The following is a 14,863-nucleotide window of genomic DNA, read 5'->3' on the forward strand; positions in this document are numbered from 1 at the left end:
CTCGCCTTGATACCCGTTTGTTTCCCTCCCGGCTTCAAGCTTCCACTTAAACCATCTGCCACGGCCGTCCGTTGGGGCAACGAGCTGGCGGCTTCTTTGTCCATCCATAAAAGAATCTCCATGAAGATCCCGATCCTCCATATTATTCTTTAGATAAAAAATATCCTGATTCAGCAATCGCTTCAATCGTTTCGCGCAGCTTCAGCTTTGTTTCGAACGGCAGTTGATTGACGACATGGGTATGATAGACCACAATCGGCTTTTGCATTTTATAGAAAATATCACACTGTTATTTAGGTTGTTAAATTGATTGTTAATTGACTTTCAACTTGAAAGGGTAAAAGGGAAATTCTACTTATATGTTAAAATAAGTATATAGATTTTGAAGAGTTGAAACGAAGTAGTTTAGCTTTAAATTGATTGAAAAGGGGGTTTAATAATGAAAAGGATTTGCAATCAATGCCAAACTGAAATGATAAATGATTGTAAAGTAAATGTTGAATATGACTTGTCTGGAATTACGATTAGTCAAAAGCGTAAAGGACTTTTCAAAAATGTTTCCGCAAAGACTAAAGCAGCTGTATGTCCAAATTGCGGTAATGTAGCTTTCTATATTGATGATTACCAAATATTTAACAAATAATTACTTCTTTTTCACTCAATTTTGACCTTGGAATAAGCTCGATCAACGTAATGATGAAGTTGTGGTAATACCGCTTTTTGGAGCATAAAAAAGAGTACCGGCCATTCCGGTACCCTCGTTCTATTTCACTGCCAGCTCGGCCTCATCAAGAAATCCGGCCACGACTTCCCTGTACTCTTCCGGCTGCTCGCGGTAAGGCGAATGCGCGCTTTTCTCAAAAATATGCAGCTTTGAGCCTGGCACAATGCTGCTGAAATAACTGGTCGATTCCGGGGTCGCCTCGTCATAGCGGCCGCACAGGAACAGGGATGGGACCTCGATTTCGTGGAGTTTTGGCGTGCAGTCGAACTCTTTCAGGTTGCCGGTTACGCAAAATTCGGACGGACCCCACATCGTGTTGTATACTTCCAGGTTGCCAAGTTTCGACGTTGCTTCTCTTTCCTCAGCGCTTATCTCAATCCGGCAGACGAAATTTTTGGCAAATACCTGCATCGCCTGTTTGTATTCCTCGGAATTAGTTGTACCGTCCGCTTCGCAGCGCGCGATTGTCTCCTGTGTTTCTTCTGGCAGCTGTTTTAAGAGGCGCTCCTGGTCTTTTGCCCAGCGGGGCGCACTCAGGCAGGGGCTTGAGAAAATCGCGCTTTTTACGCCAGCCGGCTTTGTCAGCAAATAGGAAGCAAGCAAGGTGGTTCCCCAGGAATGACCAAGGATATGTACTTCATCAAGCCCCAACCGCTCGCGTACCTGTCCAAGCTCTTCCACATAGCGGTCCAAATTCCATAGCGCTTGATCTGTCGGACCCTTCGAACGGCCCGCACCGAGCTGATCATAATAGACAACCATCCGCCCGTCCGGCCCGTTTGCAAGCTTGTCCAGACGCTGCAAAGGATAGCATGAGCCGCCCGGCCCGCCATGCAAAACCAATAAAGGAGCAGTTTCAGCCGCGCCTTTTACTCTTCGGTACCAAACTTTGCCCCACGTTACATCCACAAACCCTTCTTCCTTGTTCAAAATCCGTCTCCCCCTTGTTTAAAGTAAATTCATTTTTTGTTCCTTGCATTATTTTCATGCTGTTAAGAACTCATACACAACATCATTAACAAGTTCAAATAGACGTGCTTCAGGTTCTAGTTCTTTCAGCCTATATACCCGCTCGCAAATTTCCTTCAAGTCACTTTCACTGAGCGGCTGACTCTCTTCTCCGTAATATTGCTTCAGGCAGTTATTGACCATTTTTCTTACCAATTTTTCTTCCATGAAAAGCACCTCAAGCCCTATTATATCTCTTTTTCTTGCAGCCTGAACTGGAAACAGCCCCTTTTTCTATGAAACCTTCGTAAAATTTCCATTGAATACGAACGCATATTCGCTTAAGATATGGGTATAATGATACGGAACAAACGTTCTTATTTTGGGAGGGTGGTGATTCTCATGGTCGATTACAGCACATTGCCGCAGCACAAAATTCTGTGCGTGGATATGAAAAGCTTTTACGCCAGCTGTGCGGCAGTCATGGAGGGGCTTGATCCACTCGGCTGCTATCTGGCTGTAGTCGGCGACACGAACCGGGAAGGAAGTGTTGTCCTTGCCGCTTCACCGCTTTTAAAAAGAGAATTTGGCATCAAGACGGGTTCGCGTAAATTTGAAATTCCGAAAGATCCAAAAATCCTTGTTGTCGAGCCCAAGATGGGCATGTTTCTCAGGATTTCCACCGAAATCAGCCGCGTTTTCCACCGCTACGTCCCGAAAGAGGCCATTCATACATACAGCGTCGATGAAAGCTTCATTAAAGTCGACGGCGCGGTCAATTTGTGGGGGGATGCCCAGACGATTGCTAAAAAAATTAGGGATGATATTGAACGTGAATTTCAGCTTCCATGCGCGATCGGTATTGGCCCGAACATGCTCCTGTCCAAGCTCTGCCTGGATCTTGAGGCAAAGAAACACGGAATTGCCGAATGGACGTACGAGGATGTCCAGAAAAAGCTTTGGAAGGTTTCGCCGCTCCGGGAAATGTGGGGAATCGGCCGCAGGGTCGAGCGGACGCTGAACGGAATGGGGATTTTTACGGTTGGCCAGCTTGCCCGCTATGACCTTGAAAAGCTTGAGAAGAAATTCGGCATCATGGGCAACCAGCTTTATTACCATGCCTGGGGTGTTGACCTTTCGGAAATGGGCGCGCCAATCATCGAGGGCCAGATCAGTTTTGGCAAAAGCCAGATTCTTCTAAGGGATTATAAGGATGAAGAAGAAATTAAACACGTTATTCTTGAGATGTGCGAGGAGGTGGCGCGGAGGGCGCGGACGCACCGGAAGGCGGGGAGGACCATCACGCTTGGCATCGGCTACAGCCAGGATGAATTCGGCGGAGGATTCCACCGGGCGAAAACCATTTTCGAACCGACCAATGTGACGATGGATCTTTATCGTGTCTGCCTTGATTTGTTCCAACAGCATTATTCTGGCAAAACAGTCCGGCAGATTTCCATCTCGCTCGGGAATATTGTCGATGATGTCGAACTGCAGATGAGCCTTTTTGATATGGGAGCGGGAAAAAGAAGGGAGCTCGGTTATGTGGTGGACCGCATCCGCAGCCGGTTTGGGTCAGGGGCGCTGCTCCGCGCTGTTTCCTATACTGCAGCAGGAACCGCCAAGCACCGCGCATCACTGCTCGGCGGACATAAAAAGTAACCGGAAGAGAGGGAGAAAACGTGATTCGAGACCGCGGCAGAATAAAATGGACCTCCATGATGCTCCCTGAGCACGTGAAGATGCTCCGGGACTGGGTGAAGGAGGATTCCTATGAACAAAAGAAGGAACTTGATGAGCAGCAGCTCGAAATGATGAACGAAACCCTTATGGAAGCAATGGAATTTAACCAGGCAGTGGCAATCACCTACTACCGCGGCCGCAACTACGAACGTTGCACTGGAAACGTCCACTACTGGGACGAACTCGCACACAAGCTCCACATGATCGACTCCTCGGGCAACGCCCATCTGATCCCAATTAACACCATCGCCGACATCCGGCTGGCGGAGAAATAACCCGCCGGCTATAGGCAAAAGACAAGCAGGTTCGCATGTGAACCTGCTGTTTAAATGATTCCTAAGCTAAAACCACGAATTATAACCTACCTTCAATCCAATCGCCAAAAAAATTGTCGAAAACAAATGTAACCAAAAAGGAACTTTTAGTGTAAAATTACACTAAAATATGGTGAGAGGTGAAAAAATGAAGCGGAAAACAATTTTTTCAATTACCGCAATTGCTTTGCTGGCGGCAGGGTTATTTATGCTTGGAAATCCTATCACACGCGTTAAGAGCAAACAGGCAGCAGAACAATACCTCAAGAATACGTATCGAGACCAAACCTATGAAATAGAGAAAGTAGGCTATTATCCGGGCGAGGGAACCTATGTCATCCATGTGAAATTCGAGGATGGGCAAAGGGTAAACCTTGATGTCAAAAACGGCAAAGTAATCGGTCAGGAACCATGAATACTTGGAGGTGCTTCAGATGAACCGAAAAGTGACATTCACAATCATCGTCATAACCGTATTAATCATAATAAGCATTCCGGCAGGCTTCCTGTATGTCCTCAATAACGGCAATCCGTACACAAAACTCATCACTTCGCATTATGTACCATCGTATTTGGAAGAAAAGGGCTATACAGAAAAAGATATTCTGGACAGCCACTTTGTCGAACCAAAACATTTAATCAATCAGGACGTGTACCATGGCCATTACATGGTCATTTTTAAAGATGAACCCACGACCACTTATTATTACGGAGTGACGAAACGGGGGAAAAAGGTCGTCCAGTTTTGTGAAAAAGATGTTCAATTATCAGATGGAACAATGAACATATCGACCGAAAGAACAATGCATAGCGAGGAAGAGTGCCTACAGTCTTTGGAAAACAGATAGTCGCTATTAATGCTGTTAAAATGCGGTTTTAAGTGCCTCGTATTCCCTGTCCAAAATGCTCATGATGACATCTGTTTCAAAGCGCCCTTCGATAAGGGCGCCTTCCCGCTCTTTCCCTTCAATAACAAACCCGCATTTCTGATAGCAGGCAATGGCACGGTGGTTATATTCTAAAACCCGTAAATCCACTCGGTGGAGATTCAGCTCTTCAAATGCATACTGTAGAACAAGCTGGGTTATTTCGGTTCCAAGCCCTATTCCCCAAACAGAAGAATCAAATAGCCCGACTGCATAGCGGGCCCGGCAATCCGCTTCACTTACAGTCAGCCGCGCCTGGCCAATACAGCGACCGTCATATTCCACGCACCACTCAAGATTATTTCTTAAAATATTATCGATGAAGTTTCTGGCATCCTCCATTGTCAGTGGCTGAAGGTTCCGTGTATCCCCACCATACATTCTTACAAGCTCTGCATTTCGCCCGCATTTAAAAAAATCGAGCGCATCTGTTTCAATCGGTTTTCTTAACAAAACTCTCTTTCCTTGGATAGCAGGAGATTGGTTCATGGCGTATACCTCTTTCAAAAATATCTTGTATTTTAATAAAACTTTGATAGGATAATTTTAACAAAAAGATGTGGGGGGCGCCCGATGGAGATTGAGAAAATTTATGGCGATTTGCCAGTCCTGGAAACAGACAGGCTAATTTTGAGAAAAATGACGATGGAAGATGCCGAGGATATGTTTTCCTATGGCTCAAAAGAGGAAGTTGCAAAATATGTGACCAAAACAAAACAACCGCAAGCCCCTGTATTCATGCATGGGGTTAGGTTGTTATTTTCTTTTTTAGAACAAACGTTCCTAAAATAATTGTATTCGATTTATCCATTTGTTATTATAGAAGTATGAAAAGTCTAATAATTATAAAGGCAATTATAACGTAGTATACTCTTGAAAATTAAAAAGGAGTGTAAGGCCATGGGTGCACCAAAAGACCGGACTCCCTCTTTTATTGCCACGATCCGGCTAAAAACGGATAAAAAAGCAGAAAAGCAGCTTTTGGTGTTGTCAGAATGCGCCCGACAACTTTATAATGCCTGTCTCGGGGAAAGTTTGAAGAGACTGAAAGCGATCCAATCCACTGAATTGTATAAAGAGACGGTTCAATTATCAAAAACTGCGGAGGAAGAGATTGAAAAACGCCGGGCAAATTTTAAATATCTTAATGAAACATTTGGTTTTACCGATTATTCGATTCAATCCTTCGGGACAAAAACGAAAAATGATTCAAAGTTTATTGCCGAGCATTTAGGGACGCACATCTGCCAAAAAATCTCGACCAGAGCTTTTAAAGCGGTGCAAAAATTGGCCTTTAAGAAAGCGAAAAAGGTATGGTTTAAACGAAAAGGAGAGTTTGTCTCTTTAGAGGGCAAAAACAACAAAACCTTTCTTACGTACGCCAATGGTTATCTCTTCATCGGTAAGATCCTTTCATTCAAGTGCTTAATCGACCCCAAAGACCAATGGATGCAGCACGCCTTAAAGCAAAGAATAAAGTATTGTCGACTGATTAAAAAGGAAGTAAAGGGGAAAAATCGGTTTTATGTCCAATTAATCCTTGAAGGACACCCCTACCGGAAATATCAATTGGGAAAAGAAAAAGTCGGGCTGGATATCGGTCCATCCACAATCGCGATTGTTGGGGAAACCAAAGCAGAATTAAAGGAATTTTGTGAGGAAGTGGTTTACCTTGATAAAGAAAATAGAAAACTCCATCGTAAGTTGGACCGCCAGCGCCGGGCAAACAACCCAAACAATTACCAAAGTAATGGCGTTGTGAAAAAAGGAAAAAAGAAATGGACCAACTCCCATCGTTACATCAGGACCCGTTCAGCATACAGGGAATTGGAACGCAAGATAAAAGAAGTGAGAAAACAGCTCCATGGACGGGATACCAATCAAATCCTTCAACTAGCCTCCTCCATCCACACAGAAAAACTCTCTTATAAAGCATTTCAGAAGATGTTCGGCAAAAGTATTGGCAGGAAAGCACCAAGTATGTTTTTGAGCATGTTAAAGAGAAAAGTACAATTGCAAGGTGGAAGTTTCAGAGAATTCCCTACCTACTCAACAAAGTTGTCCCAGTCATGCCATTGCGGTGCAGTGAAGAAAAAAGGACTAAGAGAACGTTGGCATAATTGTGCATGCGGTGTTGAAGCACAACGCGATTTGTACAGTGCGTTTCTAGCCAGGTATGTTACCACAACTAATAGTCTGGGGATCAAACAGGCGAAAAGGGAATGGGATCGATTCTCCACGGTTTTGAAAGAGTGTATAACTAAAATGAAAAAAATAAAGCCAGAAAAGAAGTACATCTCTACATTTGGATTATAACCTTTGAGAACAGGTTAACTCTTTCGGTGCAGACGTACCCCGAAACAGTCAATAAGTTGTGAGCGGCAAGGGAATCCAAGCCCGTGTAAATAGTCCTGTTTCGATTATTTGCATTAGAACGATTTCGGCTGTCGAAGCCTTTTAGACCAAAGTGAAGTTCTGCTTCTGGATGTTTTCCAGGAGTGGGAAAAGCCGAGGTTGTTTAAAGGTGGAACCCCCTCCATTTAAGGATGGGAGAGCGTCAGATGGGAAGCACACAAAACCATTGAAGATACACGCGCCTTTATCGACTTTGTTTTAAATCAATACGAAAACAAAAAAGTCGCCCCATGGGCAATCGAGTTCAAAGAAAACGGCCGGATGATCGGCACAATCGACTTTGTCTGGTGGCAGCCAAGGCACCATAGCGCCGAAATCGGGTATGTCATTGCCCCGGAGTATTGGGGGCAGGGGCTCATGACCGAAGCAGCCTCGGCGATCATAAAACTTGGCTTTGAAAAGATGGAACTTGTTCGGATCCAGGCGAAGTGCTTTGTCGAAAACTTCGGATCGGCCCGAGTTATGGAAAAGGCGAGGATGTCATTTGAGGGGATCAACCGGAAGGCCATGTACATTAAAGGTAAGCACCGCGACCTGAAGACATACTCAATCCTCAAAGAAGAATTTGTTCTTTTGCAAAAGAAAGAAGAAGACAAAGCATTATAAAAGGTGGCACACATGGATATAAAACAAATTGACATTACTCGCTTCGAGAAGTGGAAGAGAGGTTAAAAGCAAAAGCCACGCATCAAACGGTGGCTTTCGCTGCGAAACGGCTGTTTTTAAGCAAATGGGAAACTCCCCATGCAAGCAGGCCTGCACTCACAGACATATACCATGGGAACTCGATAGCAGGGCCTGAATCCGGCAAAAGAATAATGGCGGCCATAATAATCGCCATTACAGCTGCACCGGCTGTTCCTACTACAATCATATTTTTCCTATGGTTTTGTTCTTCAGTAAAAAGAGTATTCCTGGCGATTTTAAAAATAAGCCAGGTAACAAAAAACGTCCCAAGAGCAATCATCAGAAAAGTCAGCCCGCTCTTTAGTAGATAGAGGACGTTTTCTTTTTTGCCAAAGAAGGAGACAATCAGGGAAATGATTCCGTTAGCCAACAAAAAGTAACTCAGCAGCTGGAAAACGAGTCCGGAAATAAACGACACTGCATTTTTCCTGTTTTCTTTCGGAATATCGGCAATCAGCTCATCCGTGAATTTCTTCGGATCATTGCCGAACAGGACATTGGCGGGCTTTCCTTCGGTTTGCGCTTCAATTAAATGGTCAAGGATCTCCATTAGCAATTCCTCGGACTGTTGTTCCGAAAGAGTAAGCTGAAGCCTAATATAAACCATAAAGTCAGAATAGATTTTTTCGTTTTCCTTTGTAAGCTCCCCGCGTTTTTGATTGTTAAGCTCGATTAATTGTTTAGCTTCCATGATTAAAGCCCCCCTTTTTTAAAAGATTGCTGACCGGACCCGCAATTTGATCCCATTCCTCTTTAATGAGCGCCAATGCTTCAATTCCAGCGTCCGTTAAATAATAATACTTGCGGTTCGGACCGGCAGGTGACGGCTGCATTTCACCGCGGATTAAACCGTTTTTTTGCAGGCGAAGGAGAACAGGGTATATCGTACCCTCGCTTACGTCCATGAGCCCCGCTTCCTGGAGCTTGGCAGACAGCTCATACCCGTAAACAGACTTCACAGCTATGACAGAGAGTACACAACCATCCAGGATTCCCTTTAAAAGCTGGGAACGTATCGACATAGCAACACCTCCAAACCGCTACATTGTATAACAAGATAGTGACGATAAACTCAGCTACCTTGTATTACAAAGTAGCTAAATTTACTATAAATCTTTTCACGAGCATCTGTCAACTAAAAAATGGGTAATTTTCAAAAAAATCACTCGTACTCTTTTATCTTCTTGCCACTTTTTAATAGCGTATATAAGGCTTTCCCATCACTCGGGTTGTCTTTTCCGTATTCGATTGGCAGCAGGGCAAAAAAGATAAAGTAAACCGAAAAATAGACAAACTGGTAAAAAAACAAGTGTTTCGGCCAGATGCCCATATGGATCAGTGAGTTCACAACTAAAATGGAAAGGGCATTAAAGATGACGCCTCCGGCATAAATAAGCGCATATTTCCAACGCGCTTCTTTTTTGATTTTATCGTACTGGCAGGAGGCATCGATAAAGTAAAGACTATGAACATGGAAAGTCCCAAGAGAAAAGAGCTTTCGCCCCCGGCCCATGGTCATTACGGGCTTGCCGCCAAAAAGGACAACGAAGAAGGTATGACCCGTAGCATGGACGAAAGATGTTAAAGGCAGGACAATAAAAAAAGCCCAGCAAAAGGTAACTAAGTCATTCCAAGAAAACATACTTTCACCTCACATATCCGTACATAGGGCTAATTCCTCAAAAACGGCGATTAAAACGTGTTAATATCTGCTAACGGCAGGCAAAACAGAAGGCACCCGCCGAATGGATCTCGGCAGGTGCCTTTTAGTTTTGTTCGTTATTGTCCCTAAACTTCCTTAGGAACACGGACCGGGGAGTCGAATTTGCCTTTATGCGTTCCATCGCAGAACGGCTTGTTTGAAGACAGGCCGCAGCGGCAGAGCGAAAAAGCCGGCTTTGTTGGGTAAGCATTCCCCTCGCCATCGAGCAATTCCACATCTCCGGTAATCCGGATTGAGCCGTTGTCATTTACTTTTATTGTTACCTTTGACATTATAAATCCCCCTTTGGAACTTTCTAACCTAAATGGTAGAGCGTTAAGATGGAAAACGCAACTATTTAGGAAACGATAAAGGCCCGGCATAGAGCCCGAAAGACCGTAAGCGCGATGCTATTCGGTCGCTAAATCTTCTTTTAGGCCCGTCTGCTTGTTAGTTGTGCGGATTCCCCAAGCAAAATTGATTAAGCCTTTTCAGTCATTTTCCAGAACTGGATCCGGATTATCCATCCGCGGCCGGACAACGAGATTTTCCAAAAACTCGTCTACCGCTTTTTCATATTCCTTCTGGTTTTCATTAAACGACTGGGCGTGAAGGCCTTTGTCGGCCATGAAAAGCATCTTCGGCCCTTTTTTCTTTTCGTATAGCGCTTCCGTCATGTAAGGGAGGATGAAATCATCTTTGGCGCTATGGATGAACAAGATCGGATTTCGAATATTATCGATAACTGAAATAGGGGAAACCTCCCTGATCGAATATTTGTCCCGGAAACGGAGAAAAACATCTCCTAAAGGCAATACAATTCCAGCCGGCAAGTTCATCTCTTCCTTGAGGTGGTAGGCAAGCTGCTCCCTAAAATCCGAAAAAGGACAGTCGGCGATATAAAAGTCCGCACCGTCTTCAAGCATGCCGGCATAAAGGATCATTGTCGCCGCACCCATTGATTCACCGTGGATCCCAAGTAAAAGTTCCGGCCGAATCTCGTTTTTCAGCCAGTCGACAACGGCTTTCAGATCGAATTTTTCATAATGTCCATAGCTCGTTGTTTTGCCTCCCGATTCACCGTGGCGGCGATGGTCGAATATAAGGACATTGAAGCCCCGCTCAAGAAACAGATTCATATATTTGATTGAACTATATTTGCTTTCTGTCACGCCATGGCTGATGATAATGTATCGGTTTGTTTCATGGGGTTCGGCCAAAACACCCTTTAGGTCATAACCGAAAGGCGAAGGAATGAGGACATCCCTTTTTTTCAATGATTCATACTCTTCATCAATAATCCTTCCAGCCTCACGTTCCCGCTTCAGGATGAATTCATCTTCTTTTTTCTTCATATACATAAGGCGATTTGTAAAGTAAACCCCGATTGCCGAAACAATCGCGAGAATAGAAACGAAAACCCTTACTGCTTTTCGCAAAAAAATCCCTCCGCTCTATTTGCATCCCTTTCATTATTTTACCAAACGGACTGTTTTAAAACACGAATGGCAGAAAAAAACCGCCCAATCTGGACGGTTAATATCCTTCACTGTTTGGAGTTCTGCCTGTTCGTTGGATGAATCTCTTTTTCCAACTCTTCTTTTGCAATCATCCCGCGTCCGTCCTTGGCAGACGGCTGCCCCTTTTGGCTGTATCCTTTGTCGCGTTTCTGGCTCATTGTCCGTATCTCCCTTCAGCTCATTAAGTATAAGATGAGCGTTACCAGGGAGGCTTATGCACCGGCACCAATATGCATCTTGTAATACATGCTCTCAATTGACCTGCTGACGTGCGGGCGGACAAGCTCAACCGCACCCATTAACTTTTCAAGCGAAATCCCTGTTTCAATCCCCATCCGTTCAAGCATGTATACAACATCCTCGGTGGCGACATTGCCGGTTGCACCTGGGGCAAACGGACATCCGCCAAGCCCTCCGGCGGAACTATCGAACCTGTCAATCCCCGCCTGCATCGAGGCAAGGATATTGGCAAGCGCCAGCTTCCTTGTGTCGTGGAAATGCGCGGTCAGCAGGATTTCCGGGAGGCAGGCTTTTAATTTTGCAAAAAGGGAATAGGCTTCCGTCGGTACAGCCATGCCAATTGTATCGGCGACACTCAGTTCGTCAACTCCAGATTCTGCAAAATCGCTGCAAAGCCTTAAAGTATCTTCCTCGGAAATTTTACCTTCGTACGGGCAATGCCACGCTGTCGAGATACAAGCCCTGACAAAATAGCCCTTTGCCTTCAACTCACCGATCAGCGGCCGGAGCTCATCCATACTTTCGGCAGTTGTCTTATTGATGTTCTTTTTATTAAATGTGTTGCTGACGCCAACGAAAACGGCCACAGCTTTACATGAGGTTTCCTGAACTCGCTCAATTCCTTTTTTATTTGGTGCCAAAACAATTGAACGCAAAAGCCCTTCCGGGGAACCGCTTACAATTTCCGCTGCATCTGCCATTTGCGGCACCCATTTCGGCGAAACAAACGAAGTAAGCTCCATCTCCCAGATGCCGGCATCCCGCAGTGCCCCGATAAACTGTTTTTTTACCTCAGTCGGTATGAACCCTTTTTCATTTTGCAGCCCATCCCTTGGGCCAACTTCAATAATTGTAACGTTTCCAGGCAAGTTTATTGCCATAAAACTCCCCCTCCATTCATACTCATTTTAAGTGGAATTTTTTAAAAAATGCAAGTAATGGTTCGATTTTGACAATTTTAAAGGATTTTCGCATTAAATCGAGAAATAAGTTAAGGAAAGCAATAAAGAAAGGGGCAATAAAATGGAAGTAGTGATTGTTGCAGCCGCCAGGACGGCCATCGGCAGTTTTAATGGAAGCCTGAAGGGAATCGCGGCTCCACAACTTGGGGCTGAAGCGATTAAGGGAGCGCTGAGCCAGGCGGGGCTTAAACCGGAGCAGGTGGATGAAGTGATTTTAGGGAATGTGCTGCAAGCAGGGCTTGGGCAGAATCCAGCAAGGCAGGCTGCTATTCGAGCGGGCGTTCCTGAAAGCGCTTCCTCTATGACGATCAATAAAGTATGTGGCTCGGGATTGAAAGCGGTCCAGCTTGCAGCCCAGGCAATTATCGCCGGAGATGCCGAAGTCGTCGTGGCTGGCGGAATGGAAAATATGAGCCAGTCACCCTATCTTTTGAAAAATGGCCGGGAAGGGTTCAAAATGGGCGATCAGAAGCTGATCGACAGTATGATTAGCGATGGCCTTTGGTGTGCGTTCAATGATTATCATATGGGCGTCACGGCTGAAAATCTGTGTGAGCGTTATGAGTTGACCCGCGAGGAGCAGGATGCATTTGCCGCGGCAAGCCAGGAAAAAGCGGCCCGGGCTATTGAGGAAGGAAGGTTCAAGGATGAAATCGTTCCGATACATATTCCGCAGCGGAGAGGCGAGCCAATCGTTTTTGATACGGATGAATATCCGAAAAAAGGAACAACAACCGAAAAGCTTGCCGGGCTTCGGGCCGCCTTTAAAAAGGACGGGAGCGTGACAGCCGGAAATGCGTCAGGAATCAATGATGGGGCAGCAGTTGTTATTGTGATGAGCAGGGCAAGAGCTGATGAACTTGGCATTAAGCCGCTCGTTGCAATTAGAGGAAATGGCAGCGCGGGAGTCGACCCGAGTGTGATGGGGATTGGCCCGGTCGAGGCGGTAAGGAAAGCGTTGAAAAAAGCAGGCACATCGATGGAGGAAATCGACTTGATCGAGGCCAACGAAGCATTTGCCGCACAGTCGCTGGCAGTCAGCCGCGATCTGCAGTTCGATCAGGAAAAGGTAAATGTGAACGGCGGAGCGATTGCGCTTGGCCACCCAATTGGCGCCAGCGGGGCAAGGATCCTTGTTACGCTCATCCATGAAATGAAACGCCGGGAAGCGAAAAAAGGTTTGGCAACGCTGTGCATTGGCGGCGGGCAGGGTGTCGCGACTGTTGTGGAGTTAGTTTAATTTAGCCAGAGAGAGGAGAAGTTCAATGAAGATGATTAGTACGTCTTTCCAGGAGGCAGTAGCGGATATTCAGGACGGAGCCACCTTGATGGTTGGCGGTTTCGGCCTGTGTGGAATTCCGGAAAACCTCATTCTCGCCCTCGTTGATAAAGGCGTGAAGGACTTAACGGTGATTTCCAATAACTGCGGGATTGATGAGTGGGGATTGGGCCTGCTTTTGCACAACAGGCAGATTAAAAAGATGGTCGGTTCGTATGTTGGCGAGAACAAAGAATTCGAGCGCCAGGTGCTGGCCGGCGAGCTTGAAGTGGAATTGCTGCCACAAGGAACACTTGCTGAAAAAATCCGCGCGGGCGGAGCGGGAATTCCGGCGTTTTATACACCTGCGGGGGTCGGGACACCCATTGCAGATGGCAAGGAAACTCGGGTATTCAACGGCAAGGAATATTTGCTTGAAGAAGCGCTTGTTGCTGACTTCAGCCTAGTGCGGGCGTGGAAGGGAGACAAGATGGGGAACCTTGTCTATCGGAAAACGGCCCGAAACTTCAATCCAATGATTGCCGCAGCCGGTAAGGTGACGATTGCTGAAGTGGAAAATCTTGTGGAGACCGGGGAGCTTGATCCGAATACGATCCACACACCGAGCATTTATGTCCAGGCCATCATCCAGGGTGACCAGGAAAAGCGGATTGAACGGCTGACAGTGAGGAAATAGGGGAAAGGAGAGACAAAGATGTCCAACGATAAAGCAAATGTGCGTGAAAAAATTGCGAGAAGGGCAGAGCGTGAGATTCAGGACGGATACTATGTGAATCTCGGAATCGGCATGCCTACGCTTGTAGCAAACTATATTTCTGACAATAAACAGGTTGTGCTCCAATCGGAAAATGGTCTGTTGGGAATTGGCCCGTATCCAGTGGAAGAAGAGGCAGATGCGGATCTGATCAACGCCGGGAAGGAAACGGTCACGGCGATTCCGGGCGCGGCTTATTTTGACAGTGCTGAATCATTCGCGATGATTCGCGGGAGCCATGTCGATATTGCCATCCTAGGTGGAATGGAAGTTTCCGAGAATGGCGATCTGGCCAACTGGATGATTCCCGGTAAAATGATCAAAGGGATGGGCGGTGCAATGGACCTTGTCCACGGTGCCAGAAAAATCATCGTCATCATGGAGCATACAAACAAAAAAGGTGAATCCAAAGTGCTAAAGGAATGCACCCTGCCGCTGACAGGCAAAGGGGTCGTCACCCGCATCATTACCGAGCGGGCTGTCATGGACGTGACCGATTCCGGCCTGAAGCTTGTTGAGGTAGCCGAGGGTTTCAGTGTTGAAGATGTAGTTAACGCAACGGAAGCACGCCTTGATACAAGCGGGGATGTTCAGTTGAATGCTTTTTAATGAAAGGGCGGAAGCAGTGGTGCTTCCGTCTTTTTGTCCG

General features: G+C 45.9%; 21 protein-coding genes and 1 pseudogene. 11 read left to right on the top strand and 11 right to left on the bottom strand.

The genetic code is table 11. The annotated features are described in order from the left end of the window. Nucleotides 1-142: 142 nt before the first annotated feature. Complete coding sequence (locus D1B31_RS24850; protein WP_240035229.1) at nt 143-268, bottom strand: DUF2332 domain-containing protein; 126 nt, start codon at nt 266-268, stop codon at nt 143-145. Nucleotides 269-439: 171 nt separating this feature from the next. Here D1B31_RS24850 and D1B31_RS09480 point away from each other — a divergent pair, with 171 nt between their 5' ends. After that, entirely contained in the window at nt 440-643 is a 204-nt protein-coding gene (locus tag D1B31_RS09480; protein WP_118920532.1) for a nucleic acid-binding protein, read from the top strand. Between the two features lie 120 nt (nt 644-763). Here D1B31_RS09480 and D1B31_RS09485 read toward each other — a convergent pair whose 3' ends face one another. Together D1B31_RS09485 and D1B31_RS09490 are read right to left on the bottom strand one after the other, a co-directional pair. Then, nucleotides 764-1,654: a proline iminopeptidase-family hydrolase gene (locus D1B31_RS09485; protein ID WP_118920533.1), complete on the bottom strand. Its 891-nt coding sequence runs from the start codon at nt 1,652-1,654 to the stop codon at nt 764-766. 54 nt (nt 1,655-1,708) lie between these two features. Continuing rightward, the gene (locus D1B31_RS09490) at nt 1,709-1,900 is read right to left on the bottom strand and encodes a YqzH family protein (RefSeq protein ID WP_118920534.1); all 192 of its coding nucleotides are present in this window, start codon (nt 1,898-1,900) and stop codon (nt 1,709-1,711) included. Nucleotides 1,901-2,074: 174 nt separating this feature from the next. On the opposite strand from D1B31_RS09490, the gene D1B31_RS09495 reads away from it, so the two are divergent. The 4 genes from D1B31_RS09495 (at nt 2,075) to D1B31_RS09510 (ending at nt 4,577) form a co-directional block, all read left to right on the top strand. Continuing rightward, entirely contained in the window at nt 2,075-3,334 is a 1,260-nt protein-coding gene (locus D1B31_RS09495; RefSeq protein WP_118920535.1) for a Y-family DNA polymerase, read from the top strand. Nucleotides 3,335-3,354: 20 nt separating this feature from the next. After that, on the top strand, nt 3,355-3,690 hold the full coding sequence (locus D1B31_RS09500; RefSeq protein WP_118920536.1) for a YolD-like family protein: 336 nt from the start codon (nt 3,355-3,357) through the stop codon (nt 3,688-3,690). Between the two features lie 187 nt (nt 3,691-3,877). Further along, nucleotides 3,878-4,144, top strand: a complete 267-nt coding sequence (locus D1B31_RS09505) for a YfjL-like protein (protein WP_118920537.1) — start codon at nt 3,878-3,880, stop codon at nt 4,142-4,144. 19 nt (nt 4,145-4,163) lie between these two features. Beyond that, nucleotides 4,164-4,577 carry a DUF3139 domain-containing protein gene (locus tag D1B31_RS09510; protein WP_118920538.1) on the top strand — a complete coding sequence of 138 codons (414 nt, stop codon included), beginning with the start codon at nt 4,164-4,166 and terminating at the stop codon, nt 4,575-4,577. 15 nt (nt 4,578-4,592) lie between these two features. On the opposite strand, the gene D1B31_RS09515 is transcribed toward D1B31_RS09510, so the two are convergent. Further along, nucleotides 4,593-5,144 (bottom strand): GNAT family N-acetyltransferase, encoded by a 552-nt coding sequence (locus D1B31_RS09515; RefSeq protein ID WP_118920539.1) that lies wholly within the window; start codon nt 5,142-5,144, stop codon nt 4,593-4,595. A gap of 84 nt (nt 5,145-5,228) precedes the next feature. On the opposite strand from D1B31_RS09515, the gene D1B31_RS25180 reads away from it, so the two are divergent. The 3 genes and pseudogenes from D1B31_RS25180 to D1B31_RS09530 all read left to right on the top strand — a co-directional run. Beyond that, the gene (locus tag D1B31_RS25180) at nt 5,229-5,447 is read left to right on the top strand and encodes a GNAT family N-acetyltransferase (RefSeq protein WP_118920540.1); all 219 of its coding nucleotides are present in this window, start codon (nt 5,229-5,231) and stop codon (nt 5,445-5,447) included. A 108-nt stretch (nt 5,448-5,555) separates the two neighbouring features. Continuing rightward, nucleotides 5,556-6,971 (top strand): RNA-guided endonuclease TnpB family protein, encoded by a 1,416-nt coding sequence (locus D1B31_RS09525; protein WP_118920541.1) that lies wholly within the window; start codon nt 5,556-5,558, stop codon nt 6,969-6,971. A gap of 240 nt (nt 6,972-7,211) precedes the next feature. Beyond that, nucleotides 7,212-7,676, top strand: a pseudogene (locus D1B31_RS09530) (GNAT family N-acetyltransferase); the annotation flags it as partial. Between the two features lie 82 nt (nt 7,677-7,758). On the opposite strand, the gene D1B31_RS09535 reads toward D1B31_RS09530, so the two are convergent. From D1B31_RS09535 to D1B31_RS09560, 7 genes are all read right to left on the bottom strand, one after another. Then, nucleotides 7,759-8,448 carry a DUF1129 family protein gene (locus tag D1B31_RS09535; RefSeq protein WP_118920543.1) on the bottom strand — a complete coding sequence of 230 codons (690 nt, stop codon included), beginning with the start codon at nt 8,446-8,448 and terminating at the stop codon, nt 7,759-7,761. Next, nucleotides 8,438-8,779: a PadR family transcriptional regulator gene (locus tag D1B31_RS09540; RefSeq protein WP_118920544.1), complete on the bottom strand. Its 342-nt coding sequence runs from the start codon at nt 8,777-8,779 to the stop codon at nt 8,438-8,440. The genes D1B31_RS09535 and D1B31_RS09540 overlap by 11 nt, the downstream gene beginning before the upstream one ends. 140 nt (nt 8,780-8,919) lie before the next feature. Further along, complete coding sequence (locus D1B31_RS09545) at nt 8,920-9,399, bottom strand: hypothetical protein (protein WP_118920545.1); 480 nt, start codon at nt 9,397-9,399, stop codon at nt 8,920-8,922. A gap of 146 nt (nt 9,400-9,545) precedes the next feature. Then, nucleotides 9,546-9,752 carry a CDGSH iron-sulfur domain-containing protein gene (locus tag D1B31_RS09550; RefSeq protein WP_118920546.1) on the bottom strand — a complete coding sequence of 69 codons (207 nt, stop codon included), beginning with the start codon at nt 9,750-9,752 and terminating at the stop codon, nt 9,546-9,548. 198 nt (nt 9,753-9,950) lie between these two features. Further along, on the bottom strand, nt 9,951-10,898 hold the full coding sequence (locus D1B31_RS09555; protein WP_118920547.1) for an alpha/beta hydrolase: 948 nt from the start codon (nt 10,896-10,898) through the stop codon (nt 9,951-9,953). Between the two features lie 107 nt (nt 10,899-11,005). Further along, on the bottom strand, nt 11,006-11,137 hold the full coding sequence (locus D1B31_RS25030) for a hypothetical protein (RefSeq protein ID WP_269429801.1): 132 nt from the start codon (nt 11,135-11,137) through the stop codon (nt 11,006-11,008). Between the two features lie 54 nt (nt 11,138-11,191). Then, complete coding sequence (locus D1B31_RS09560) at nt 11,192-12,100, bottom strand: hydroxymethylglutaryl-CoA lyase (protein ID WP_118920548.1); 909 nt, start codon at nt 12,098-12,100, stop codon at nt 11,192-11,194. Between the two features lie 142 nt (nt 12,101-12,242). Between D1B31_RS09560 and D1B31_RS09565 the strand changes: the two genes are divergently transcribed. The 3 genes from D1B31_RS09565 to D1B31_RS09575 are packed head-to-tail and all read left to right on the top strand — an operon-like array spanning nt 12,243 to nt 14,823. Beyond that, nucleotides 12,243-13,421: an acetyl-CoA C-acetyltransferase gene (locus tag D1B31_RS09565; RefSeq protein ID WP_118920549.1), complete on the top strand. Its 1,179-nt coding sequence runs from the start codon at nt 12,243-12,245 to the stop codon at nt 13,419-13,421. Nucleotides 13,422-13,446: 25 nt separating this feature from the next. Beyond that, the gene (locus D1B31_RS09570) at nt 13,447-14,136 is read left to right on the top strand and encodes a CoA transferase subunit A (protein ID WP_118920550.1); all 690 of its coding nucleotides are present in this window, start codon (nt 13,447-13,449) and stop codon (nt 14,134-14,136) included. An 18-nt stretch (nt 14,137-14,154) separates the two neighbouring features. Beyond that, the gene (locus tag D1B31_RS09575) at nt 14,155-14,823 is read left to right on the top strand and encodes a CoA transferase subunit B (protein WP_118920551.1); all 669 of its coding nucleotides are present in this window, start codon (nt 14,155-14,157) and stop codon (nt 14,821-14,823) included. Nucleotides 14,824-14,863 lie beyond the last annotated feature (40 nt).

The organism is Neobacillus notoginsengisoli, assembly GCF_003515685.1.
GTDB lineage: Bacteria > Bacillota > Bacilli > Bacillales > Cytobacillaceae > Bacillus_D > Bacillus_D notoginsengisoli.

Bases quoted from the DNA above. Each gene is read 5' to 3' on its own strand.
- D1B31_RS09495 (WP_118920535.1), top strand. From the start codon at position 2,075: ATGGTCGATTACAGCACATTGCCGCAGCACAAAATTCTGTGCGTGGAT.
- D1B31_RS25030 (WP_269429801.1), bottom strand. From the start codon at position 11,137: ATGAGCCAGAAACGCGACAAAGGATACAGCCAAAAGGGGCAGCCGTCT.
- D1B31_RS09540 (WP_118920544.1), bottom strand. From the start codon at position 8,779: ATGTCGATACGTTCCCAGCTTTTAAAGGGAATCCTGGATGGTTGTGTA.
- D1B31_RS09480 (WP_118920532.1), top strand. From the start codon at position 440: ATGAAAAGGATTTGCAATCAATGCCAAACTGAAATGATAAATGATTGT.
- D1B31_RS09565 (WP_118920549.1), top strand. From the start codon at position 12,243: ATGGAAGTAGTGATTGTTGCAGCCGCCAGGACGGCCATCGGCAGTTTT.
- D1B31_RS09525 (WP_118920541.1), top strand. From the start codon at position 5,556: ATGGGTGCACCAAAAGACCGGACTCCCTCTTTTATTGCCACGATCCGG.
- D1B31_RS09560 (WP_118920548.1), bottom strand. From the start codon at position 12,100: ATGGCAATAAACTTGCCTGGAAACGTTACAATTATTGAAGTTGGCCCA.
- D1B31_RS09490 (WP_118920534.1), bottom strand. From the start codon at position 1,900: ATGGAAGAAAAATTGGTAAGAAAAATGGTCAATAACTGCCTGAAGCAA.
- D1B31_RS09575 (WP_118920551.1), top strand. From the start codon at position 14,155: ATGTCCAACGATAAAGCAAATGTGCGTGAAAAAATTGCGAGAAGGGCA.
- D1B31_RS09545 (WP_118920545.1), bottom strand. From the start codon at position 9,399: ATGTTTTCTTGGAATGACTTAGTTACCTTTTGCTGGGCTTTTTTTATT.
- D1B31_RS09570 (WP_118920550.1), top strand. From the start codon at position 13,447: ATGAAGATGATTAGTACGTCTTTCCAGGAGGCAGTAGCGGATATTCAG.
- D1B31_RS09550 (WP_118920546.1), bottom strand. From the start codon at position 9,752: ATGTCAAAGGTAACAATAAAAGTAAATGACAACGGCTCAATCCGGATT.
- D1B31_RS09535 (WP_118920543.1), bottom strand. From the start codon at position 8,448: ATGGAAGCTAAACAATTAATCGAGCTTAACAATCAAAAACGCGGGGAG.
- D1B31_RS09515 (WP_118920539.1), bottom strand. From the start codon at position 5,144: ATGAACCAATCTCCTGCTATCCAAGGAAAGAGAGTTTTGTTAAGAAAA.
- D1B31_RS25180 (WP_118920540.1), top strand. From the start codon at position 5,229: ATGGAGATTGAGAAAATTTATGGCGATTTGCCAGTCCTGGAAACAGAC.
- D1B31_RS09510 (WP_118920538.1), top strand. From the start codon at position 4,164: ATGAACCGAAAAGTGACATTCACAATCATCGTCATAACCGTATTAATC.
- D1B31_RS24850 (WP_240035229.1), bottom strand. From the start codon at position 268: ATGCAAAAGCCGATTGTGGTCTATCATACCCATGTCGTCAATCAACTG.
- D1B31_RS09505 (WP_118920537.1), top strand. From the start codon at position 3,878: ATGAAGCGGAAAACAATTTTTTCAATTACCGCAATTGCTTTGCTGGCG.